The organism is Pseudomonas sp. P7779, assembly GCF_013386315.1.
Taxonomy (GTDB): Bacteria; Pseudomonadota; Gammaproteobacteria; order Pseudomonadales; family Pseudomonadaceae; genus Aquipseudomonas.
Genome location: NZ_JACARZ010000038.1, coordinates 1 through 20,397 on the forward strand (window position 1 = coordinate 1; position 20,397 = coordinate 20,397).

General features: G+C 60.4%; 22 protein-coding genes and 1 pseudogene. 10 read left to right on the forward strand and 13 right to left on the reverse strand.

All coding sequences use genetic code 11. The features are described 5' to 3' along the window. Window positions 1–72 precede the first annotated feature (72 nt). From rimK to HX869_RS12485, 3 genes are read right to left on the reverse strand one after another with little or no spacing between them, the layout of a single operon-like run. On the reverse strand, window positions 73–978 hold the full coding sequence (gene rimK / locus HX869_RS12475; protein WP_003213178.1) for a 30S ribosomal protein S6--L-glutamate ligase: 906 nt from the start codon (window positions 976–978) through the stop codon (window positions 73–75). Further along, window positions 975–1,439, reverse strand: coding sequence for an ATP-dependent zinc protease (locus tag HX869_RS12480; RefSeq protein ID WP_371132397.1), 465 nt, complete (start codon window positions 1,437–1,439; stop codon window positions 975–977). Before HX869_RS12480 ends, rimK begins: the two co-directional genes overlap by 4 nt. A 34-nt stretch (window positions 1,440–1,473) precedes the next feature. Beyond that, the gene (locus HX869_RS12485; RefSeq protein WP_003213183.1) at window positions 1,474–2,253 is read right to left on the reverse strand and encodes an EAL domain-containing protein; all 780 of its coding nucleotides are present in this window, start codon (window positions 2,251–2,253) and stop codon (window positions 1,474–1,476) included. Between the two features lie 116 nt (window positions 2,254–2,369). Between HX869_RS12485 and HX869_RS12490 the strand changes: the two genes are divergently transcribed. After that, window positions 2,370–2,777, forward strand: coding sequence for an RNA-binding S4 domain-containing protein (locus HX869_RS12490; protein ID WP_003213184.1), 408 nt, complete (start codon window positions 2,370–2,372; stop codon window positions 2,775–2,777). Between the two features lie 42 nt (window positions 2,778–2,819). On the opposite strand, the gene HX869_RS12495 is transcribed toward HX869_RS12490, so the two are convergent. After that, complete coding sequence (locus tag HX869_RS12495) at window positions 2,820–3,620, reverse strand: phosphatase PAP2 family protein (protein ID WP_087692726.1); 801 nt, start codon at window positions 3,618–3,620, stop codon at window positions 2,820–2,822. Between the two features lie 125 nt (window positions 3,621–3,745). Here HX869_RS12495 and hslO point away from each other — a divergent pair, with 125 nt between their 5' ends. Beyond that, complete coding sequence (gene hslO, locus HX869_RS12500) at window positions 3,746–4,648, forward strand: Hsp33 family molecular chaperone HslO (protein ID WP_102367891.1); 903 nt, start codon at window positions 3,746–3,748, stop codon at window positions 4,646–4,648. 179 nt (window positions 4,649–4,827) lie between these two features. Continuing rightward, a complete protein-coding gene (locus HX869_RS12505; protein WP_003213191.1) occupies window positions 4,828–6,369 on the forward strand; it encodes a phosphoenolpyruvate carboxykinase in 1,542 nt (513 codons plus the stop codon). 57 nt (window positions 6,370–6,426) lie between these two features. Here HX869_RS12505 and HX869_RS12510 read toward each other — a convergent pair whose 3' ends face one another. Further along, complete coding sequence (locus HX869_RS12510; protein WP_087692724.1) at window positions 6,427–7,278, reverse strand: DMT family transporter; 852 nt, start codon at window positions 7,276–7,278, stop codon at window positions 6,427–6,429. 21 nt (window positions 7,279–7,299) lie between these two features. Between HX869_RS12510 and HX869_RS31695 the strand changes: the two are divergent. Continuing rightward, window positions 7,300–7,422 (forward strand): annotated as a pseudogene (locus HX869_RS31695) (outer membrane lipoprotein carrier protein LolA); the annotation flags it as partial. Here the strand turns inward: HX869_RS31695 and HX869_RS12515 are convergent. The 3 genes from HX869_RS12515 to HX869_RS12525 form a co-directional block, all read right to left on the reverse strand. After that, window positions 7,400–7,753, reverse strand: a complete 354-nt coding sequence (locus tag HX869_RS12515) for a DUF1493 family protein (protein ID WP_134325549.1) — start codon at window positions 7,751–7,753, stop codon at window positions 7,400–7,402. The pseudogene HX869_RS31695 and the gene HX869_RS12515 sit on opposite strands and share 23 nt — an antisense overlap. Before the next feature lie 309 nt (window positions 7,754–8,062). Then, window positions 8,063–8,656, reverse strand: coding sequence for a putative adenosine monophosphate-protein transferase Fic (locus tag HX869_RS12520; protein ID WP_003213199.1), 594 nt, complete (start codon window positions 8,654–8,656; stop codon window positions 8,063–8,065). Beyond that, window positions 8,656–8,826: a YhfG family protein gene (locus tag HX869_RS12525; RefSeq protein ID WP_003213201.1), complete on the reverse strand. Its 171-nt coding sequence runs from the start codon at window positions 8,824–8,826 to the stop codon at window positions 8,656–8,658. Before HX869_RS12525 ends, HX869_RS12520 begins: the two co-directional genes overlap by 1 nt. A 209-nt stretch (window positions 8,827–9,035) precedes the next feature. Here HX869_RS12525 and HX869_RS12530 point away from each other — a divergent pair, with 209 nt between their 5' ends. The 3 genes from HX869_RS12530 (at window position 9,036) to HX869_RS12540 (ending at window position 12,437) form a co-directional block, all read left to right on the forward strand. Beyond that, window positions 9,036–10,973 (forward strand): ATP-dependent DNA helicase RecQ, encoded by a 1,938-nt coding sequence (locus tag HX869_RS12530; RefSeq protein ID WP_178903143.1) that lies wholly within the window; start codon window positions 9,036–9,038, stop codon window positions 10,971–10,973. A gap of 114 nt (window positions 10,974–11,087) precedes the next feature. Further along, window positions 11,088–11,945 (forward strand): M15 family metallopeptidase, encoded by an 858-nt coding sequence (locus tag HX869_RS12535; RefSeq protein ID WP_003213205.1) that lies wholly within the window; start codon window positions 11,088–11,090, stop codon window positions 11,943–11,945. Window positions 11,946–12,005: 60 nt separating this feature from the next. Next, window positions 12,006–12,437 (forward strand): thioesterase family protein, encoded by a 432-nt coding sequence (locus tag HX869_RS12540; protein ID WP_003213207.1) that lies wholly within the window; start codon window positions 12,006–12,008, stop codon window positions 12,435–12,437. A gap of 165 nt (window positions 12,438–12,602) precedes the next feature. On the opposite strand, the gene HX869_RS12545 is transcribed toward HX869_RS12540, so the two are convergent. From HX869_RS12545 to HX869_RS12560, 4 genes are all read right to left on the reverse strand, one after another. Beyond that, window positions 12,603–13,085 carry a glycine zipper domain-containing protein gene (locus tag HX869_RS12545; protein ID WP_008435777.1) on the reverse strand — a complete coding sequence of 161 codons (483 nt, stop codon included), beginning with the start codon at window positions 13,083–13,085 and terminating at the stop codon, window positions 12,603–12,605. A gap of 257 nt (window positions 13,086–13,342) precedes the next feature. After that, entirely contained in the window at window positions 13,343–15,691 is a 2,349-nt protein-coding gene (locus HX869_RS12550) for an FdhF/YdeP family oxidoreductase (protein WP_003213210.1), read from the reverse strand. Then, window positions 15,688–16,527, reverse strand: coding sequence for a formate dehydrogenase accessory sulfurtransferase FdhD (fdhD, locus tag HX869_RS12555; RefSeq protein ID WP_178903144.1), 840 nt, complete (start codon window positions 16,525–16,527; stop codon window positions 15,688–15,690). Before fdhD ends, HX869_RS12550 begins: the two co-directional genes overlap by 4 nt. Before the next feature lie 95 nt (window positions 16,528–16,622). Further along, window positions 16,623–17,510, reverse strand: a complete 888-nt coding sequence (locus tag HX869_RS12560; protein ID WP_178903145.1) for a LysR family transcriptional regulator — start codon at window positions 17,508–17,510, stop codon at window positions 16,623–16,625. A 130-nt stretch (window positions 17,511–17,640) separates the two neighbouring features. Between HX869_RS12560 and lysM the strand changes: the two genes are divergently transcribed. Then, complete coding sequence (lysM, locus tag HX869_RS12565) at window positions 17,641–18,081, forward strand: peptidoglycan-binding protein LysM (RefSeq protein ID WP_003213215.1); 441 nt, start codon at window positions 17,641–17,643, stop codon at window positions 18,079–18,081. A gap of 120 nt (window positions 18,082–18,201) precedes the next feature. Here the strand turns inward: lysM and yrfG are convergent, their stop codons facing one another. Continuing rightward, on the reverse strand, window positions 18,202–18,864 hold the full coding sequence (yrfG, locus tag HX869_RS12570; RefSeq protein ID WP_003213217.1) for a GMP/IMP nucleotidase: 663 nt from the start codon (window positions 18,862–18,864) through the stop codon (window positions 18,202–18,204). Window positions 18,865–18,951: 87 nt separating this feature from the next. On the opposite strand from yrfG, the gene nudE reads away from it, so the two are divergent. Next, on the forward strand, window positions 18,952–19,518 hold the full coding sequence (gene nudE, locus HX869_RS12575) for an ADP compounds hydrolase NudE (protein WP_003213218.1): 567 nt from the start codon (window positions 18,952–18,954) through the stop codon (window positions 19,516–19,518). Beyond that, window positions 19,515–20,351, forward strand: a complete 837-nt coding sequence (gene cysQ / locus HX869_RS12580; RefSeq protein WP_008435771.1) for a 3'(2'),5'-bisphosphate nucleotidase CysQ — start codon at window positions 19,515–19,517, stop codon at window positions 20,349–20,351. The genes nudE and cysQ overlap by 4 nt, the downstream gene beginning before the upstream one ends. Window positions 20,352–20,397: the final 46 nt, after the last annotated feature.

Here is a 20,397-nt window from a genome sequence, read left to right on the forward strand (position 1 = left end):
GACTGATCCACCGCCTTCGCGAGCAAGCCCGCTCCCACACTGGTTTTGCGGTGCTTTATAGGTCGGGTGTATTCAGCCCTTGCCTTTGGTGCGCGTCATATTCGGCCCACCACTCTTCTCCAGATGCTGAATGATGATCCCCGCCACATCCTTGCCGGTGGTGGTCTCAATTCCTTCCAGGCCCGGTGACGAGTTCACCTCCATCACCAGCGGCCCGTGGTTGGAGCGCAATATATCCACACCCGCCACGCTCAACCCCATGACCTTGGCTGCCCGCAGTGCGGTCATGCGTTCTTCCGGGGTGATCTTGATCAGGCTGGCACTGCCGCCACGGTGCAGGTTGGACCGAAACTCACCCGGCTTGGCCTGGCGCTTCATCGCGGCAATCACCTTGTCGCCCACCACGAAGCAGCGGATATCCGCACCGCCGGCTTCCTTGATGTACTCCTGCACCATGATGTTCTGCTTGAGGCCCATGAACGCCTCGATCACCGACTCGGCCGCAGTCGCGGTTTCACACAGCACCACGCCGATGCCCTGGGTACCTTCCAGCACCTTGATCACCAGCGGCGCGCCGTTGACCATCTCGATCAGGTCGGGAATGTCATCCGGGGAGTGCGCAAAGCCGGTGACCGGCAAGCCAATGCCACGGCGCGACAGCAACTGCAGCGAGCGCAGCTTGTCCCGCGAACGGGCGATAGCCACCGATTCATTGAGGGGAGACACCCCCATCATTTCAAACTGGCGCAGTACCGCGCAGCCATAGAACGTCACGGAAGCACCGATACGCGGGATCACCGCATCGAAGCCTTCCAGCGGTTTGCCCCGGTAGTGGATCTGCGGCTTATGACTGGCAATGTTCATATAGGCGCGCAACGTATCGATCACCACCATCTCATGGCCACGTTCGGTGCCGGCCTCGACCAGGCGACGGGTGGAATACAGACGCGGGTTACGCGACAGCACAGCGATCTTCATGCAGCACCTGTGGCAGAGGTAGTAGAGACCGGGAACACCGGCTTGTCTTGAACGTATTTGACGCCGGGACTGACCACCAGTTGGCCGTCAATCAGGGCCTTGGAGCCCAGCAACAGGCGGTAACGCATGGCCTTGCGGCAGGCGAGGGTGAATTCCACCCGCCATACCCGATCGCCCAGGGCCAGGGTGGTGCTGATCACATACCGCACCTGGGCCTGGCCGTTGGAGCTTTTAATGGTTTTCATCGCCACCAGCGGTGCTTCGCAGCGCCGGTGACGCAGTTGCACCACGCTGCCCAGGTGCGCGGTGAAGCGCACCCACTTTGCACCGTCGCGCTCAAATGGCTCGATCTCGGTGGCATGCAGGCTTGAGGTACTGGCGCCGGTGTCGATCTTGGCGCGCAGGCCTGCCACTCCCAAGTCGGGAAGTGCCACCCACTCACGCAGACCCACAACGGTCAAATGGTCAAATGTCTTCAATATGAATAACCGGCAATTAATTCGCCCAGGCGGCGGGTGATACCTCGGCCAGGGCTTTGAATGCAGGCTTGGCGAACCAGTAGCCCTGCATCAGAAATATTCCACAGTCGGCGAGAAAGTCCCGCTCGCCGGCGCTTTCGATGCCCTCGGCGATGACAGTAACGCCCAACTGCTCACAGATTGTGACAATCCCCCGGACGATCACCTGACGGACACGATCACGGTCGACATCGCGGATCAGCGCCATGTCGAGTTTGATCAGGTCAGGTTGGAAATCGGCCAGCAGATTCAGCCCCGAATAGCCCGCCCCGAAATCGTCGATGGCGGTCTTGAAGCCGAATTCGCGGTATTCACGCAGAATATTCGTCAAATGGCGATAGTTATCTACATGCTCGCTTTCCAGGGTCTCGAAAATCAGCCGATCCAACGGAAAATTATGCGCCCGGGCCGCCTCCAGGGTGCTGCGGATGCACAGTTCTGGTCGATAGACCGCATTGGGCATGAAGTTGATTGAAAGGTGCGTCTGCATGTTGAGTGTCGAAGCGGTGGCGATCGCGCGGGTGCGGCATTGCTGGTCGAAACGGTAGCGATTGCTGTCGTTGACCTGATCCAGCACCGTCAACGCGCCCTCACCGTTGACGCCGCGCACCAAGGCTTCATGGGCAAAGACCGACTGGTCACGCAGGTCCACGATAGGCTGATACGCAAAGGCGAACTCAAAGCCCAGCGGCTCACTTTGCTGGCAGCCCGCACAGGCTTGTTTGGGCGAGGTCAGTGAAATGGGAAAGTCGGTCACACGTTAACCTCGCGAAAACAGGATGCTACCTGGCGTATCTTAGGTGAGCTCAAGGGTTTATGCGTTGAAGGGTTTCAACGGTAAAGTTGCGACATTTTTCAGAGCGAGGAATTCAAGTGGCTCAGAAGCAGGAAGAGGAAGAAAAAGTCCGTTTGGACAAGTGGTTGTGGGCGGCGCGTTTCTTCAAGACCCGTGCCTTGGCCAAGGCGGCGATCGAGAGTGGCAAGGTGCACTGGCGTGGCGAGCGTTGCAAGCCCGGCAAGGAGCCGCGCATCGGCGATGAGTTCCAGATCCGTGCCGGGTTTGATGAACGAACCGTCGTGGTCCAGGCGCTTTCAATTGTGCGAAGGGGCGCTCCCGAGGCGCAGGCGTTGTATACCGAGACCGAAGCCAGCATCGCCAAACGCGAAAACGCGGCGGCCATGCGCAAGGCGGGGTCCCTGGGCATGACCACCGACGGCAAGCCAAGCAAGAAACAGCGGCGCGACCTGTTCAAGTTCCGCGGCAGTGGCAATGATGATTAATCGGCAGACCGCAGGAGCCAGGTCGGCTCCTGCTATTTCAACTCAAACGCTGCGAATCACGCTCAAGCGATTAACCAGCGGTACTCGCCGAAACAACTCAAACACCGGGCTCGTCACTCGCACCAGCCCCCGCGAAACCTTCGCTGCAAAGGGCGTGTAGTAACCCCAGCCCAACGCCAACAGCGCCAGCAACACCCCACCGATATAATCGTCCTGCCCCCAATGCGCACCGGCCACCAGCCGCGGCATCATGAACAGCAGCGCCAAGCCCCAGATCACCAGCACCTGCCCGATCCGCTTGGCAAACACGGTCATGAACATGCCCCAGATCAGCAATACCGATGCATGATCCCCCGGGAAGCTCTGGCTGGAGCGGTCCTTCAACTCCCATGTCTTCTCCAGGCCCGGGAAATAGTCGCTCATCTGAATCGCGCCGCTGATCACCATCGACGGGCTATGGTGTTGCCAGCCCATCTGCGCCGCCAGCTTGGAAAACAGCATGCGGATAAACAGCAACAGCAGCAGAATGCCCAGGAAGCCGAAAAACGCCTGGCGCACTTCAATCGCCTTGAACACCCAGTCGCCACGGATCAACAGCGTCAGCAGAATCACCCCGACCACCGCGTCAAACGGCCGCAAACTGGCCACCGCCCACACATGCAGCCACGCGGAGCTGCTTGCCAGCGGGTCATTGAGCAGATGAAACAGCCACTCGTCGAAAACCGTGCAGAGCGCCTGGCCCGCCGGCCAGAGCCAGAAACACAGCAGCCCCACAGCGAGTAAATTACACAGGGCCAATCGACCGAGGTCCCACCTGGCTTGGAACAAACCCGGATTGTTCATAAACTGTTTCCTCTTAGCTTTAAAGCGCTTCGTTTTCCCGCAGAAGGCCGCACCAAAACGGTGCTAAAGCGTGTAATTCTATAAACCTTGTCATCTTTTTGTCATCAATTCAGATACCCAGACCTATGACTGATCTACCGGATACCGACTTCACCCAACGCTTCATCTTCGACGACAGCGACGCCCGCGGCGAACTGGTCGCCCTGGAGCGCAGCTATGCCGAAGTCCTCGCCAAGCACCCCTATCCGGAGCCGGTCGCGCAATTGCTCGGCGAACTGATGGCGGCTGCCTCGCTGCTGGTGGGCACCCTGAAGTTCGATGGCTTGCTGATCCTGCAGGCCCGCTCCGAAGGCCCGATCCCGCTGCTGATGATCGAATGCTCCAGCGAGCGCGAAATCCGTGGGCTGGCCCGCTACGACGCCGACCGCATCGCCGCCGATGCGACCCTGGCTGACCTGATGCCAGACGGCGTGCTGGCCCTGACCGTCGACCCGACGGTAGGCCAGCGTTACCAGGGCATCGTCGACCTCGACGGCGAAACCCTGTCCGACTGCTTCACCAATTATTTCGTGATGTCCCAGCAAGTGGGCACCCGCTTCTGGCTCAACGCCGACGGCAAGCGCGCCCGTGGCCTGCTGCTGCAACAACTGCCGGCCGACCGCATCAAGGACGAAGAAGACCGCGCCGACAGCTGGGCCCACATCACCGCCCTGGCCGGCACCCTGAAAGCCGAAGAGTTGCTGGGCCTGGATAACGAAACCATCCTGCACCGCCTCTACCACGAAGAGGCCGTGCGCCTGTTCGACGTGCAGTCCCTGCGCTTCCACTGCAGCTGCTCCCGCGAGCGCTCGGCAACTGCCCTGGTCAGCCTGGGCCTGGAAGATGCGCAGGACCTGGTGGTGGAACACGGTGGCAACATCGAGATCGACTGCCAGTTCTGCAACCAGCGCTACCTGTTCGACGCTGCCGATATTGCTCAATTATTCGCCGGCGCGGGCGTAGATACCCCTTCAGGCACCCGCCACTAAAACGTTTAAGCACAGGTAAATCACCTGACAAACGCCGGATTTCCGCCGTTCTGACCGGAGGGCCCTACTCTTTTTGGGCTTTTCTGGCATAATCCGGCCCACTTTTTTCGCGGTAGTAGTGCGCAACTTTCTACTACAAAACGTTTGGAGCACTCGGCCACTGGCCGACGGGGAACCTCATGACGCAAGCCAATAACGCCGTATACACCGATCTGAGTGTTGACGATCTGGTCAAAGAAGCCCTGCAGCGCGGTGAAGGCGTGCTTGCCGATACCGGTGCGCTGGTCGTAGAAACCGGTCACCGTACCGGCCGTTCGCCAGTCGACCGCTTCATCGTTGAAGAGCCTTCCACCCAGGCTGCCATTGCCTGGGGCCCGATCAACCGCAAGTTCCCGGCCGACAAGTTCGATGCCCTGTGGGCTCGCGTCGAGGCATTCAACAACGCGCAAGAGCATTTCGTTTCCCACGTTCACGTAGGGGCTGCAGAAGACCACTACCTGGCCGTGAAAATGACCACCCAGACTGCCTGGCAGAACCTGTTCGGTCGTTGCCTGTTCATCAACCCGGCCCAGTACAACCCGGCCGGTCGTGAAGAGTGGCAAGTGCTCAACGTGGCCAACTTCGAATGCGTGCCAGAGCGTGACGGCACCAACTCCGACGGTTGCGTGATCCTCAACTTCGCCCAGAAAAAAGTCCTGATCGCCGGCATGCGTTACGCCGGTGAAATGAAAAAAGCCATGTTCTCGGTGCAGAACTTCCTGCTGCCGGCCTCCGACGTGCTGCCGATGCACTGCGCCGCCAACATCGGCGAAGCCGGCGACGTGACCCTGTTCTTCGGTCTGTCGGGCACCGGTAAAACCACCCTGTCCGCCGACGAAAGCCGCTACCTGATCGGCGACGACGAACACGGCTGGGGCGAAGGTGTGGTGTTCAACATCGAAGGCGGTTGCTATGCCAAGTGCATCGACCTGTCCGAGAAGAACGAGCCGGTGATCTGGAAAGCCATCAAGCACGGCACCGTGCTCGAAAACGTGGTGATCGACGATGCCAAGCACGCCGACTACACCAACGTCAGCCTGACCCAGAACAGCCGCGCCGCCTACCCGCTGGAGCACGTGGCCAAGCGCTCCGAGAAAAACCTCGGTGGCGAGCCAAACGCTGTGATCTTCCTGACCTGCGACCTGACCGGCGTACTGCCGCCCGTGTCGATCCTCAGCGAAGAACAAGCGGCCTACCACTTCCTGTCCGGCTACACCGCTCTGGTGGGCTCGACCGAAATGGGTTCGGGCGGCGGCATCAAGTCGACCTTCTCCACCTGCTTCGGCGCGCCATTCTTCCCACGCCCGGCTGGTGAATACGCAGAACTGCTGATCAAGCGCGTGCGCGGCTTCGGCTCCAAGGTCTACCTGGTCAACACCGGCTGGACCGGCGGCGGCTACGGCGTTGGCAAGCGCTTCAACATCCCGACCACCCGTGGCGTGATTGCAGCGATCCAGAGCGGTGCGTTGATTGGTGCCGAGACCGAGCACCTGGACACCATCAACCTGGACGTGCCATTGGCTGTACCGGGCGTCGAGACTGGCCTGTTGAACCCACGTAACACCTGGGCTGACAAGGCTGCCTACGATGAAGCGGCGAAAGCGCTGGCGGGTCTGTTCATCGAGAACTTCAAGAAGTTTGAAGTGAGCGATGCGATCAAGGCTGCGGGTCCGAAGTTGTAAGATTCGGCCGTTGTGAAAAAGCCGCCCCTAGTGGGCGGCTTTTTTGTGGGCGAAGGATCAGTCGACGAGGTGCAGAACCACGGCTCCCACTAACACCAGCACCACACCGGTCACTTGCACCGCTGACAGCCGCTCCTTGAAAAACACAAACCCCAGAATCGCGGCGATCCCACCGGACAGGGTGCTGATCACCGTCACCACGGAAACCGACCCCGCCATTGCACCCCACGAGAACGCCGAGAACCCACCCAGGTTCATCAGGCTCGCGCTGGTCAGCGTTGCGCAGTTTTTCAGCGGTGGGATTTTCAGGCCGTCTTTGATCTTAAGCACCATCAACACCAGGACGCACAGGCCAACCAAATACCCAAGCCAAAGCATCGTGACCGGGCCAAGCGTCGGCAGGGTGTAGCGGCCCTGCACCCAAAAGCTTGTGCCGTAGAGCAACGCTGCGAGCATCGCGTAGGCGATTGAGCGGCTGGAACTGTTGTGAGGGACGCCATTGTCCTTGTGAATGCTGGACAGGATCACGCCAATTACGCAGAGAGCGATGCAGCCGAGCTGGATCAGGCTGATGTGTTCGCCGCTGGCCCATGACAGCAAAGTAGTCACGACACCGTAGGACGTCACCAGCGGCGCGACAATGGCCGCTTTGCCCAGCGAGAAGGCCTTGGACAGCGCAAGGGCGCCGGAGACGGTCAGCAGGGCTGCTGCGGCTCCCAGGAGCCAGACACTCAAAGGCGCCGCGAGGGATTTGACGAGGAAAGCCGGGAATATGACCAGCAGCAGGGTCATGATCAGGAAGCCCAGCGCCTGGCCGAAGTACACCGCGCGTTTGACGCCGACAGCTCGGGCGTTGAGGCCCACGAGGAAGTCCGTGCCGCCCCAGAGCAGGGCGGCCAGCAGGCCCATTAGTACGTCCATGTAAGGTCCTTGGTTGTAGGTGCGAGCTTGCTCGCGAAGGTCGTTAACGATAATGCGGGCTTTCAGGGGGAACGCGGCGCTCTCAGGTTTTTCGCGAGCAAGCTCGCTCCTACAGGTTTTCCAGGGTTTGCGTGTCCCAGCGTTGGGCCTTGATAGCCAGGTAAAGCATGCCGATGGTCAGCGGGATTTTGTCGCCGCGGCCTTTGGCTCTGTGCTTCAGGAAGACATCGAAGACGGGAGGTTGGAAATAACGATAAGCGTCGTAGTCGTTCAAGTCGACAGCGAAGTCTTGCTCCAGAGCTTCCATCAATTGATTGGCTTCGGTGCCGTCGCAGCCCAGTTCGAGGTTGATGGCGGTTTCAAGGCGCAGCGTCTTATGTTCGGGCAGGCCAATTTCTTCATGCAGCAGTTGCAGGAGCTGCTGCATCGCGATGTCTTCGGGGAAGTTGGGGGCCAGGTTCATGGTGGTTACGCGAGAGTGGGTGGAGGCGACCGACTTTATCGATGGCACCGCGATCCTTCAAACGAAACTGGTCAAATGTGGGAGCCGGGCTTGCCCGCGATGGCGGTGTTTCAGTGGTAAAGGTGTTGTCTGACACTCCGCTATCGCAGGCAAGCCAGCTCCCACATTTGATCGTTCCCACGCTCCGCGTGGGAATGCATCCCGTGACGCTCCGCGTCACCAGTGTTCATGGCTTGGGTCGTGCGCGGATGACGGGACGCGGAGCGTCCCTGGCGGCATTCCCACGCGGAGCGTAGGGAACGATCGGGGCTAGCGCGGGGTGCTGATACACCGCTCGAAAATCGCCTCCAACCCTCGATAATCACACGCCACCGCATCGATGTTCGCCGGTATCCACGCTGCGTTCTTCACCAGCCACCAGTTCACTGAAAACCCGGCATTCACGATGATCTGCTCGAACAGAATCCGCTGCGCCCGGCCATTCCCTTCGCGAAACGGGTGGATCACGTTGAGGTCGCCATAGGCCTCGGCAATTTGCGTCACCAACTCTGCCTGGGTAACCCCGACAAACCAGTTCGCCTGCGCCATGTGCTGGATGATCTTGCTCGCCTCAGGCGGGATACGCTCCGGTGTGCAGAACAGCGTGTCGCCTTTCTGGATGTTGACCGTACGCAGTTCCCCGGCCCATTCGTAAATGTCTGCGAACAGGGTGCGGTGGATGTGTTGCAGGCGTTCCAGGTCGTAGGGCGGGGGATACAGCGGAAGGCTGCCGACAGCGATTTCAGACAGTTCCCGCTCGGCCTGGTGCAGGCGTTCTTCGTCGAACAAATCGAGGCGGTTACGCAGGACGCTGCTACCGGGGTAGCAGTACGGGTCCTGGCCCACGCCATATTTGTCGAGCATCAGCGTGGGGTGTTGCGGTACTTGGCGAGGACGGCTTCGCGGGTCGGCAGGGGTTTGTCGACGTCGGCGGGCTGGGTGTCGAACCCTTCCAGGCGCAGGCTGGCGAGGTAGTTGGAACGACGGATCTTGTCGTAGTGATCCTGCTTTTGCTCAAACGTCAGTTCGGCCATGACAGCGTCCTCTCGGTGCGAAGGTTGATTGTAGCGCAATGAGTTTCGAGATGCGTCCCGCGTAAGGTTGGAACGATTCTTACGGGTGCCTACTCCACTTCCCAGGCTGTGTATCATCCAGACTCTTTTTTCCTTGCGACCTTTCTCGATTCGCTGAATGCGCTGGTCTATGTTTTGGGCTCGTTCAGCGGTCAATGGAGTGACAGCTTATGCACAACACCCTCCAACAGGTCTTTGGTTATCCACAGTTTCGTTTGGGCCAGGAGGCGGTGGTCAGTGCCGTGCTGGCCGGCCGTTCGGCGGCGGCGATTTTTCCCACCGGTTCCGGCAAGTCCCTGTGTTATCAACTTTCCGCCGTGTTGCTGCCGCACCTGACGCTGGTGGTTTCGCCGTTGCTGGCGCTGATGCAGGACCAGTTGGGTTTCCTGCAGCGCCACGGTATCTCGGCGGGCAGCATCGACTCGGCCCAGAGCCGCGATGATGCCAATGACGTCATGGCCCGGGCGCGTTCGGGCGAGCTGAAGATCCTGATGGTTTCCGTGGAGCGCTTGAAGAACGAGCGCTTTCGCAACTTCCTGCAAAGCGTGCCGATCTCGCTGCTGGTGGTGGATGAGGCTCACTGCATTTCCGAATGGGGCCATAACTTTCGCCCGGACTACCTGAAGCTGCCGGATTACCAACGCCAGTTCCGCATCCCCCAGGCGCTGCTGCTGACCGCCACGGCGACGCCCAAGGTGATCGCCGACATGCAGGCCAAGTTCGCCATTGCACCTGACGATGTGATCACCACCGGCTTCTACCGCTCCAACCTCAACCTGCTGGTTGAGCCCGTCAGTGGCCAGGACAAGCGACGACGCCTGGTGACGTGGATGCAGGAGCGAGCCAATCAGCCAAGCATCGTCTACGTCACGCTGCAAAAAACCGCAGAGCAGATTGCCGAGCATTTGAATCGCAATGGAATCCAGGCCGAGGCTTATCACGCGGGCCTGGCTCACGATAAGCGGGAAGCCATTCAGAAGCGATTCATGGGCGGGCAGTCCAACTGCATCGTCGCCACCATTGCCTTCGGCATGGGCATCGACAAAAGCGATATCCGCAACGTGGTGCACTTCGACCTGCCCAAATCCATCGAGAACTACAGCCAGGAAATCGGCCGTGCCGGGCGTGACGGGCAGCCGTCTGAGTGTCTGGTTCTGGCCAACCGCGACAGCCTGAATATCCTGGAAAACTTTGTGTACGGCGATACGCCGGAACAGGAAGGTATTCGCCGAGTCCTGGAGGAAATACAGGCGGTCCGTGCCGATGGACAGTGGGAGTTTATGCTCCGGTCACTGTCGGACCACAGCAACATCCGTGAACTACCGCTGAAGACCTTGCTCGTGCAGCTTGAACTTAAGGGTGTGATCGCGCCACGCTACGCGTTTTATGCCGAATACCGCTTCAAGTATTTGATTGAACCAGAGGCATTGCTGGCGCGTTTTACCGGCGAGCGGCAGCAGTTTGTCGCAGCGATTATCCAGGTCTGCAAACGGGCGAAAACCTGGGCGACGGTGGACTTCGACGCGCTGTATCAACAGCACCAGGCCGAGCGCAGCCGGGTGGTGAAGGCCCTGGATTACTTTCAGGAACAAGGCCTGATCGAGATGGAAAGCCGGCAGATGACCGAGGTTTACGCCCTGCTGAATACCGACTTCGATCCACCGGCGCTGAGCACGGAGTTATACACAGGCTTCAAGCAGCATGAGGTGACGGAGGTGGCGCGAATTCACGCCATGCTGGATCTGTTCGCGACACAGGAGTGCCTGGGTTACCGCCTGGCGCACTATTTCGGCGATGAAAACGCGCCCCGGCAGTGCGGGCACTGCTCGGTGTGCCACGGTAACGTCGCCCACTTGCCGGCGCCGCCGAACTTGCCGCCGCTTGTGGATAAAAACTTTCTCGCGCTGTGCGGTGAATTTATCCACAGCCACCATGAATACAGCGGCGACTTGCCGAGCGCGGAGCGGCTGACACGGTTTTTATGCGGTCTCAGCGTGCCGTTGTTTACCAAGCTGAAGGCACGAGGGATTCCAGGTTTCGCGGTACTGGAGGAGTATCCCTATGCAGAGGTTCGTGAATGGGCGGAGGCAGGGTTGGAGGCACTCTGATTTCCGGCCTGGAGGGTCGCGCTTTCCCTTCCAGTGGCAGACGCCGCCGACAGCCGGACCGTGCCCGCTGGTGAGAAGGTTTGACGCTTCACTTCTTCTGCAAAGGAATTGCCCATGGCTTTTGGTTTTTCTCGTGGTGTTGTCCCCGGCGTCTTGCTGTTCGCCGGGTTGCTGGTCGCACAAGGCACGCTGGCCTCGGTCATCCCGTTGAGCGTGAATGACTGTCGGCAGATGCAGCTTCGCAACACCATCACCGCCGCCAATCCATTGCCCTGCGCACGCCTGGCGCGGGTGACGTTCAGCTATGTGGACTTTGGCGGAGTGCTGCATAACAACGGGCAGCTCGTGGTGCTGGATGCCATCGCACCCCATGTGGAGGAGATCTTCAGGCAGTTGCTGCAACGTCGGTTCCCGGTGCATCAGGCGGTCAGGCTGGAAACCTATCGAGGCAACGACAAGGTCTCGATGGCCCGCAACAATACCAGTGGTTTTAATGGGCGCCAGGTCAGTGGCGCTTCGGGGTGGTCGCTGCACGCCTATGGCGCCGCAATCGACCTTAACCCTCTGCAAAACCCATTCGTTTTGTTCGGGCGTAACCCGCGAGGTGAATTCACCGGCCAGGCCACTGTTGAGCCCAGGGCAAGTACCGCAAATGCCGTTAACCGCCTGGATGCCCGCCCCGGCAAGCCGGCGCGCCCTGGCCGGGCAGAAGAGGTGATTGACCTGTTCGCCGAACACGGCTTTTTGACCTGGGGTGGTTATTGGGATTTTCCGCTGGATTACCAACACTTCCAGATCGGCCGGCGTTCGTTCGTGGAGTATCTGGCGCGGGTCACGCCGCAGCAGGCCAGCGCTGCAGTCGAGACCTATATCACCGCCTATCGCCAGTGCCTGCAGCAATCGGCCGAGACGGATCAAGCGCTCAAGCGTATGGCGTGCGTCCAGCAAACGATTGAGCAAAGCCCAACCTAGGCTTGCGGGTAGTGCTTGAACCCAGTATCAAGAGAGCCTCCTCCTGCCCGGGTTTTACCGATGACCAACGCCATGCCACAACGCGCCGATTACCGCCACTTCCAGCCGATCATCACGCGCTGGCACGACAACGATGTATATGGCCATGTGAATAACGTCACCTACTACAGCTTCTTCGACACCGCGGTGAATACCTACCTGATCGAGCAGGGCGGGTTGGATATTCATGACGGCGAAGTGGTTGGGTTTGTGGTGAGTTCGGCGTGCGACTACTTCGCCTCGATTGCCTTTCCGGACCGCATCGAGATCGGCCTGCGGGTGGGCAAGTTGGGCAACAGTTCGGTGCAGTATGAGTTGGCGGTGTTCAAGGCGGGAGAAGAAGATGCCTGTGCTGCGGGGAGGTTTGTGCATGTGTTTGTGGATCGGGCGTCGAACCAGCCGGTGACGATCCCGGGGATGTTGCGCGAGGCGTTACAGCGATTGGTGATCTGAATACGATCTGCGAAGCAATGAAAATCCAATGTGGGAGCGGCGGTGCGACGATTCGACTTGCTCGCGAAGGCGTTGTATCAGCCAATACATCCGGCGACTGATCCACCGCCTTCGCGAGCAAGCCCGCTCCCACATTAAACCCGCGTTGTTCTTTCGATTCGCGCGTTACCGGTGGTGGCGATAGTGATGCTTGTTTTTGCGATGCCCATAAGCATGGCCGCGCCCGCGATGGTCATCGCGGTCATAACGGCGGTTATCGCGCCCACGGTAACGACGATCATCGTCATCGCTCTTGTTGCCCATGTAGTTGCCCAGTGCGCCACCGGCGCCACCGCCGGCTGCTGCGCCGATCAGGCTGCCGGTGCTGCCGCCGACACTGCGACCCACCACGTTGCCGCCGGCCGCGCCCAATGCGCCGCCAATGGCTGCTTCACCGCGGCTGCGCTTGTCTGCGCCGACCGCACTGCCGCCCGCGCCGCCGAGTGCTGCACCAATCGCCGAGCCGGTGTTACCGCCCAACTGCTGACCTACGACAGAACCTAGAACCCCGCCCAATGCGCCGCCCACACCGGCTTCGGTGGTGCCACCGGCCATGGCTGCGCCACTGACCAGGCCAAGGGACAACAAGAGAATCGAGGAGAACTTCATAGAGGAACCTCAAGAGGATGACGGCGCGATCCTGAGGTTGTATCGAGACGGTGACAATCGAAACCCGACCAGTGGTATGGGTTGTATACAATTCTCTAAGTTACTGTTTTGTATGAGGAACTTAAATGATTTTTGCGAGTCTTTAGTTACTTCGGAACGGCCGCTTTTATGCAAAAGCGGCCTTTTTTGTGCCCGTAAGAAACTCGGGTGCTGTCTGTGGCGAGGGAGCAAGCTCCCTCGCCACAATGAGGTGTCGCTTAGGCCGACTTCGCCATGATCAAGCCGGTCGCACTCGCTGCTTCCAGGCGGATCGCTACAAACTTCGACGTAGGCGTATGGCTGCCATCCCCCGTGCTTTCCAGCGGCACCAGCGGATTCACTTCCGGGTAATAAGCCGCAGCCTGCCCCGCCGGAATATCAAATGCCAGCAAGGTAAAGCCCTTCACCCGACGCTCACGGCCGTCGTCCCAGATCGACACAATGTCAGCCTTCTGCCCCGGCTTGAAGCCCAGGCGGATGATGTCGGCTTCGTTGACGAACAACACATCCCGCTGGCCCTTGACCCCGCGATAGCGGTCGTCCAGGCCATAGATGGTGGTGTTGTACTGATCGTGGGAGCGCATCGACTGCATGATCAGGTCCGGCAATTGCCCGGTGTTGCGGGTGCGTTCGTGCACCAGGTCCTTGGGCAGGATGTTCGGGCGGAAGTTGGCGCGGCCCGACGGGGTGTTCCAACGACGGGCGCCAGCCGAGTTGCCCAGGTAGAAACCGCCCGGGTTTTTCAGGCGCTCGTTGAAGTCCTTGAAGCCCGGAATGGTGTCGGCGATCAGGTCGCGAATACGGTCGTAATCGGCCACCAGCCAGTTCCAGTCCACCGGCTTGCTGCCCAGGGTGGCGGCGGCAATGCCCGCCAGAATCGCAGGCTCGGATTTCATCTGTTTCGACAGCGGCTGCAGTTGGCCGTTGGAGGCGTGGACCATGCTGAATGAGTCTTCAACGGTCACGGCTTGCGGACCTTCGGCCTGGATGTCGATGTCGGTGCGGCCCAGGCATGGCAGGATCAGCGCGTCCTTGCCATGCATCAGGTGGCTGCGGTTGAGCTTGGTGCTGATCTGTACGGTCAGGTCGCAATTGCGCAGTGCTTCAAAGGTGCGTGGGCTGTCCGGCGTGGCTTGGGCGAAGTTGCCGCCCAGGCCGATAAAGACCTTGGAGCGCCCTTCGAGCATGGCGTGAATCGCTTCCACCACGTTGTGACCGTTATCGCGCGGCACCTGGAACTGGAAACGACGCTCCAGGGCATCGAGGAACGCCACCGGCGGGCGTTCGTTGATGCCCATGGTGCGGTCGCCCTGCACGTTACTGTGGCCACGTACCGGGCACAGGCCCGCGCCCGGGCGGCCGATGTTGCCGCGCAGCAGCATCAGGTTGGCGATTTCCTGGATGGTCGGCACCGAGTGGCGATGCTGGGTGATGCCCATCGCCCAGCACATGATCACGTTCTTGCCTTTGGCGTACATGCGCGCCGCTTGCTCGATCTCTACCAGGGTCAGGCCGGACTGCTCGACGATTTCATCCCATGAGGTGTCGTCGATCTTGCCCAGGTAATCCAGCACGTTGGCGGTGTGTTCGTTGAGGAAGTCGTGGTCGAACACGGCCTCCTTGCCTTCGGCCTGGGCCTGGCGTTCCCACAGCAGCAGGAACTTGGCCATGCCCCGCAGGATGGCCATGTCGCCTCCCAGCGCCGGGCGGAAGTAGGCGGTGTTGGTTGGCTTGTCGCCGTTGGTGAGCATTTCCAGCGGGTGTTGCGGGTGCTGGAAGCGTTCCAGGCCACGCTCTTTCAGCGGGTTGATGCACACCACCTGGGCGCCGCGTTTTACCGCTTCGCGCAGTGGCTCCAGCATGCGTGGGTGGTTGGTGCCGGGGTTCTGGCCCCAGACGAAAATCGCGTCCGCATGCTCGAAGTCATCGAAGGTCACGGTGCCTTTGCCCACGCCCACACTTTGCGCCAGGGCGACGCCGCTGGCTTCGTGGCACATGTTCGAGCAATCCGGGAAGTTGTTGGTGCCGTAGGCGCGCACAAACAGTTGATACAGGTAAGCCGCTTCGTTGCTGGCCCGGCCCGAGGTATAGAACTCGGCCATGTCCGGGTTTGGCAGCGCATTGAGGTGCTTGCCGATCAAGTCGAAAGCCGATTCCCAGCTGATGGGTTTGTAACGGTCGGTTTCGGCGTCGTAGCTCATCGGCTCGGTCAGGCGGCCCTGGTACTCCAGCCAGTAGTCGCTCTGCTCCAGCAGCGCGCTGACGCTGTGCTTGGCGAAGAATGCCGCGTCGACCCGGCGCTTGGTGGCTTCCCAGTTGACCGCCTTGGCGCCGTTCTCGCAGAACTTGACCATGCCGCTTTCCGGCGAGTCGCCCCAGGCGCAGCCCGGGCAGTCGAAGCCGCCGTTCTGGTTGGTCTTGAGCATCATGCGGATGTTTTTCAGCGCGTTGTCGCTGGTCAGCCAGGCTTGCGCCACGCTGATCAGTGCGCCCCAACCACCCGCCGGGCCTTTATAGGGCTTGTAGCGCGGGGTGGGTTTGTCGTCGGCTTGATGATGATTACTCACGCTTGATTCTCCATCGCAGGGCTATAGACCCGCGGCGCACTTTTCTGCGGCAGGTGGATGAGATTGAGGTTGTGCCGGCGAGCCCATTGCAGGGCCAGGCCGGTGGGCGACGACAGGCTGACCAGGGTCTGGATGCCCGCACGCAAGACTTTCTGGATCAGTTCGAGGCTGCAGCGACTGGTAACAATCGCCAGGCCGCCGTCGGTCGGAATCTTTTGGCGGATCAGCGCACCGATCAGCTTGTCGAGGGCGTTATGCCGGCCGATGTCTTCACGGCCCAGCAGCAATTCGCCCTGGTTGTTCATGAACACCGCCGCATGCACCGCGCCGCTGTACTGGCCCAGCGGTTGGAACGCGCTGATGCGCTGGCGCAGGCCATCCAGCCATTCGGCAGGCGGCAACGGCGCGCCGGGCAACACCTTGAGGTTGGGCAGCGCCTGCTCCACGGCTTCTACGCCGCACAGCCCACAGCCACTGGTGCCGGCGAGTTGCCGGCGGTGCTGCTTCATATTCCAGAACGCGCGGCTGGAAATCTGCACCTGAGCGTATTGGGTCGAGCCCGAACCGCTGATTTTCAGGTCATAAATGTCGCTAACGTCTTCGATAATGCCGCTACCGATGCTGAATCCGACAATAAAGTCTTCAAGGTCGGTCGGCGTCACCAGCATCACCGCCTGGCTGATGTCGTTATAGGCAATCGCCAACGCAACTTCCTCGGCAAGCGCGGTGCTGGCCGATTCGGTGTGTTCGAGATTACAAAACTGGTAGCTCTGGCTGGCGGCGGGCGCGGGCGTTTCGAGGGCGGGCGCCGCGCAGACTGGGCGCTGGGCGTTCATTGGGCATTACCACCGGGAGTATTCAGCTGTAAGACTAGGCGCGACAAAGGGTCGCGTCTAATCGTCAGTACTGATCTACCGATAGATGCCGTCGATCAAGTCTCGATCAGCGATTTCTGGTACAGCGCAAAACACGCTTCCGCCAAGGCCGAACGGGGTGCACTGCGGCGCATGATCAACCCCAGGCGAGCCAAAGTGTGAGCGTCTTCAATGGGTTGCAGGCGCAGGTGCTCGGTGAGGGCGTCGAGGCCGCCGTCCAGTGGCATCACCGCGCAACACAGGCCGCCGTGCACCGCTTGTAACAATTGATGGACGGCATCGGTCTGCAACAGTGGCTGCGGGTTGAGGCCACGGCTGTGGAAATTGTGGTCGATGGACTGGCGAAAGTGCATGCCGCTGGTGAGCATGCCCAAGGGCAGTTCGATCAGCGCCTCCCAACTCAGGGGCTTGTCGCCGAAGCTGAAGAACCGTTGGTCGTACAGCAGGCCCATGCGGGTTTCGCCCAGGGCCAGGGAGTCGAAACGTTCGGCGTCCAGGCGCTCGAGGTACGACACACCGAGGTCCAGGCGGTTGCTGGCAAGTTGTTCAAGTATTTGCTCGGAGCTTAACGCGGACAACTCAAAGCGCAGGTTGGGGTGTTCCTTGTGCAGCTTCTGCATCAACGCCAGCGGATCGAAGCTCGACAACGGCACCACCCCCAGGCGCAACGTGCCTACCAGGTTGCCGCGACACGCAGCGGCCTCGGCCTGCAAGCCGTCATAGGCCGCCAGCACCGTGCGTGCCCAGGCCAGCACGCGTTCGCCGGGGGCGGTAAAGCCTTCGAAGCGCTGCCCGCGATTGACCAGCGGCAACTGCAGCTCTTCCTCCAGGCTGCGCAGGCGCATCGACAGGGTCGGCTGGGTAATGTGGCAGCGCGCCGCCGCCTGGCCGAAGTGACGGGTTTCGTCGAGGGCGATGAGGAATTTCAGCTGTTTGATGTCCATCTTCGCTCCGGGCTTATTCCAATGCGGTGGGATTCTAGCGTGTTTGGGTCTTTGGTCAGGCTGGAACCCAATTCTGTAGGACTGGTCTAGTCTTTGGCATCTGGAAATTAAATCCCAAGGAGAGCGCACCATGAGTCTTTTAAGCTTTGTTAAGGAAGCAGGCGAGAAGTTGATTGACCTGTTGACACCGGGTAATGCCAACGCGAGCGAGCAGTTAAAAGAGCACGTGGCCAAGGTTGGATTGGGTAACCCCAATGTGCAAACCACCGTCGACGGTGACAAGGTGACCGTGACAGGTGAAGTCGCCAGCCAGGAAGAGAAAGAGAAGATATTGCTGGCGCTGGGCAACATCGCCGGCGTTGCGAGTGTTGATGACCAGATCACCGTTTCCGGTCCTGCTGTCGCGGCGGCCCGCTTTGTCGTGGTGAAAAAGGGCGACACCCTGAGTGCGATTTCGCTGGCGGTGTATGGCAACGCCAACCAGTACAACAAAATCTTCGAAGCCAACAAGCCGCTGCTGTCCCATCCGGACAAAATCTACCCAGGGCAGACGCTGCGTATTCCTGAGTAATCCGCGGACCCAATGTGGGAGCGGGCTTGCTCGCGAATGCGGTGTGTCAGTCAATATATTCAGTGGCTGACACACCGTATTCGCGAGCAAGCCCGCTCCCACATTGGACCTTCAGTGTTGTTACAAACCTACGATCAAGTCCCGGTAATCCCCAACCGCTGCAAACTCCGCCGTGTCCTTGGGCCCCTTCCGGCTGTCCGGTTCCTTCACCGCCAGCAAGTGCCCCACGCCAAAATCCCGGGCGCTGCGCAGGATCGGCAAGGTGTCGTCGATAAACAGGCTGCGGGCCGGGTCGAAGGCGATGTCGGCGTGCAGGGCGTCCCAGAACTGCGGGTTTTCCTTGGCGAAACCATAGTCATGGGAGCTGATCAGTCGCTCGAAATAAGGCGCCAACTCGATGCGTTCCAGCTTCAACGACAGCGAATCCCGATGGGCGTTGGTGATCAGGATCACCCGCTTGCCCGCCTGTTTGATCGCCGCCAGGAAGGTGTCGGCATCCGGGCGCAAGGCAATCAGGTGTGCGGTTTCAAGCTTGAGCTCGCGCACCGGGATCTTGAGTTCGGCGCTCCAGAAATCCAGGCAATACCATTGCAACTGTCCGGCGTTACGCTCGAACAGCGGCTGCAGCTCCATCTCGGCCATGGCCCGGCTCACACCATGCAACTCGGCATAGCGCTGGGGCAGGTGCTCCATCCAGAAATGGTTGTCGAAGTGCAGGTCGAGCAAGGTGCCGTCCATGTCCAGCAGGACGGTGTCGATGGCGTGCCAGGGCAATGGAGGCATAAAGAACACTCATGTAAGAAAAGATATCCGACACAGACAATCGGAAAAGCCACGGTATAGTAACCCGATCACGCCAAGGAGCCGCTCATGCGCCAGAAACCCACCGTCCTCGCCCGCGAAATAGTCGCCAGTAGCCGTTTGTTCCGCGTGGAGGAAGTGCAATTGCGCTTTTCCAATGGCGTGGAGCGGACCTACGAGCGCCTGGTGGGCAGGGGGGCCGGTTATGGCGCGGTGATGATCGTGGCGATGATCGACTCGGACCATGCGTTGCTGATCGAAGAATATTGCGGCGGCACCGACGAGTATGAACTGTCACTGCCCAAGGGCCTGATCGAACCGGGCGAAGACGTGTTGGCGGCAGCCGACCGTGAGCTCAAGGAAGAAGCCGGTTTCGGCGCCCGCCAGTTGGAGCACATCACCGAGCTGTCGCTGTCCCCCGGCTACATGAGCCAGAAAATCCAGGTGGTGCTGGCCACCGAACTGTATGAAGAGCGCCTGGAAGGCGACGAGCCCGAGCCGATGCGCGTCGACCGGGTCAACCTGCGGGAGCTCTCGCAGTTGGCGCAGAACGAGCAGTTCAGCGAGGGCCGCGCGTTGGCCGCGCTGTACCTGGTACGCGACCTGTTGACTCAACGTGGAGCGTTCCAGCCATGAGCGAACTGTTCCTGGGTCACCCGTTTATTGCCCCCGCGATCGAATTGGCCCGCCAGGCTGGCGAGGTCATCCTGCCGTATTGGCGCGCCGATGTTGCCGTCACCACCAAGACCGATGATTCACCGGTCACTGCCGCCGACTTGGCTGCCCATCACTTGATCCTCGCCGGTCTGACTGCCCTGGACCCGAGCATTCCGGTGCTCTCGGAGGAAGACGCCGACATTGACCAGAGCGTGCGCGCCGGTTGGCAGCGCTGGTGGCTGGTGGACCCGCTGGATGGCACCAAGGAATTCATCTCCGGCAGCGAGGAGTTCACCGTCAACATCGCGCTGATCGAAAAAGGTCGCGTGGTGTTCGGTGTGGTGTCGATGCCTACCAGCGGTCGGTGCTACTTCGGGGGGGCCGGGCTGGGTGCCTGGCGTTCCGATGTAGGTGCTGCGCCCAAGCAAATCCAGGTGCGCCAGACCCCGGCGAGCGGTGAAGCATTTACCGTGGTTGCCAGTCGTCGCCATACGAGCCCTGAACAGGATCGCTTGCTCGCTGGCTTGAGTGCCGGATTGGGCGAGTTGAAGCTGGCCAATATCGGCAGTTCTTTGAAGTTTTGCCTGTTGGCTGAGGGCAGCGCCGATTGCTACCCGCGCCTGGCGCCCACCTCGCAGTGGGACACGGCGGCCGCGCAAGGGGTGCTGGAAGGGGCGGGTGGGGAAGTGCTGGAGCTGGATGGGCAGCCTTTCAGTTACCCGGCGCGGGCGTCGTTGTTGAACCCGTTCTTCCTGGCATTGCCGGCTAAAGCGGAGTGGCGTGAGCGGTTGCTGACCCTGGCCCGGTCTTAAGCACAGCGCCGATCAAAAATGTGGGAGCGGGCTTGCTCGCGAAGGC

What these genes read in the sequence shown, in the direction of transcription:
- hslO (WP_102367891.1), top strand. Translation starts at nt 3,746, where the DNA reads ATGACTGATCTACCGGATACCGACTTCACCCAACGCTTCATCTTCGAC.
- cysQ (WP_008435771.1), top strand. Translation starts at nt 19,515, where the DNA reads ATGAGCGAACTGTTCCTGGGTCACCCGTTTATTGCCCCCGCGATCGAA.
- HX869_RS12530 (WP_178903143.1), top strand. Translation starts at nt 9,036, where the DNA reads ATGCACAACACCCTCCAACAGGTCTTTGGTTATCCACAGTTTCGTTTG.
- HX869_RS12505 (WP_003213191.1), top strand. Translation starts at nt 4,828, where the DNA reads ATGACGCAAGCCAATAACGCCGTATACACCGATCTGAGTGTTGACGAT.
- yrfG (WP_003213217.1), bottom strand. Translation starts at nt 18,864, where the DNA reads ATGCCTCCATTGCCCTGGCACGCCATCGACACCGTCCTGCTGGACATG.
- HX869_RS12540 (WP_003213207.1), top strand. Translation starts at nt 12,006, where the DNA reads ATGACCAACGCCATGCCACAACGCGCCGATTACCGCCACTTCCAGCCG.
- HX869_RS12495 (WP_087692726.1), bottom strand. Translation starts at nt 3,620, where the DNA reads ATGAACAATCCGGGTTTGTTCCAAGCCAGGTGGGACCTCGGTCGATTG.
- nudE (WP_003213218.1), top strand. Translation starts at nt 18,952, where the DNA reads ATGCGCCAGAAACCCACCGTCCTCGCCCGCGAAATAGTCGCCAGTAGC.
- HX869_RS12545 (WP_008435777.1), bottom strand. Translation starts at nt 13,085, where the DNA reads ATGAAGTTCTCCTCGATTCTCTTGTTGTCCCTTGGCCTGGTCAGTGGC.
- HX869_RS12535 (WP_003213205.1), top strand. Translation starts at nt 11,088, where the DNA reads ATGGCTTTTGGTTTTTCTCGTGGTGTTGTCCCCGGCGTCTTGCTGTTC.
- fdhD (WP_178903144.1), bottom strand. Translation starts at nt 16,527, where the DNA reads ATGAACGCCCAGCGCCCAGTCTGCGCGGCGCCCGCCCTCGAAACGCCC.
- HX869_RS12515 (WP_134325549.1), bottom strand. Translation starts at nt 7,753, where the DNA reads ATGAACCTGGCCCCCAACTTCCCCGAAGACATCGCGATGCAGCAGCTC.
- HX869_RS12520 (WP_003213199.1), bottom strand. Translation starts at nt 8,656, where the DNA reads ATGCTCGACAAATATGGCGTGGGCCAGGACCCGTACTGCTACCCCGGT.
- lysM (WP_003213215.1), top strand. Translation starts at nt 17,641, where the DNA reads ATGAGTCTTTTAAGCTTTGTTAAGGAAGCAGGCGAGAAGTTGATTGAC.
- rimK (WP_003213178.1), bottom strand. Translation starts at nt 978, where the DNA reads ATGAAGATCGCTGTGCTGTCGCGTAACCCGCGTCTGTATTCCACCCGT.
- HX869_RS12525 (WP_003213201.1), bottom strand. Translation starts at nt 8,826, where the DNA reads ATGGCCGAACTGACGTTTGAGCAAAAGCAGGATCACTACGACAAGATC.
- HX869_RS12560 (WP_178903145.1), bottom strand. Translation starts at nt 17,510, where the DNA reads ATGGACATCAAACAGCTGAAATTCCTCATCGCCCTCGACGAAACCCGT.
- HX869_RS12510 (WP_087692724.1), bottom strand. Translation starts at nt 7,278, where the DNA reads ATGGGCCTGCTGGCCGCCCTGCTCTGGGGCGGCACGGACTTCCTCGTG.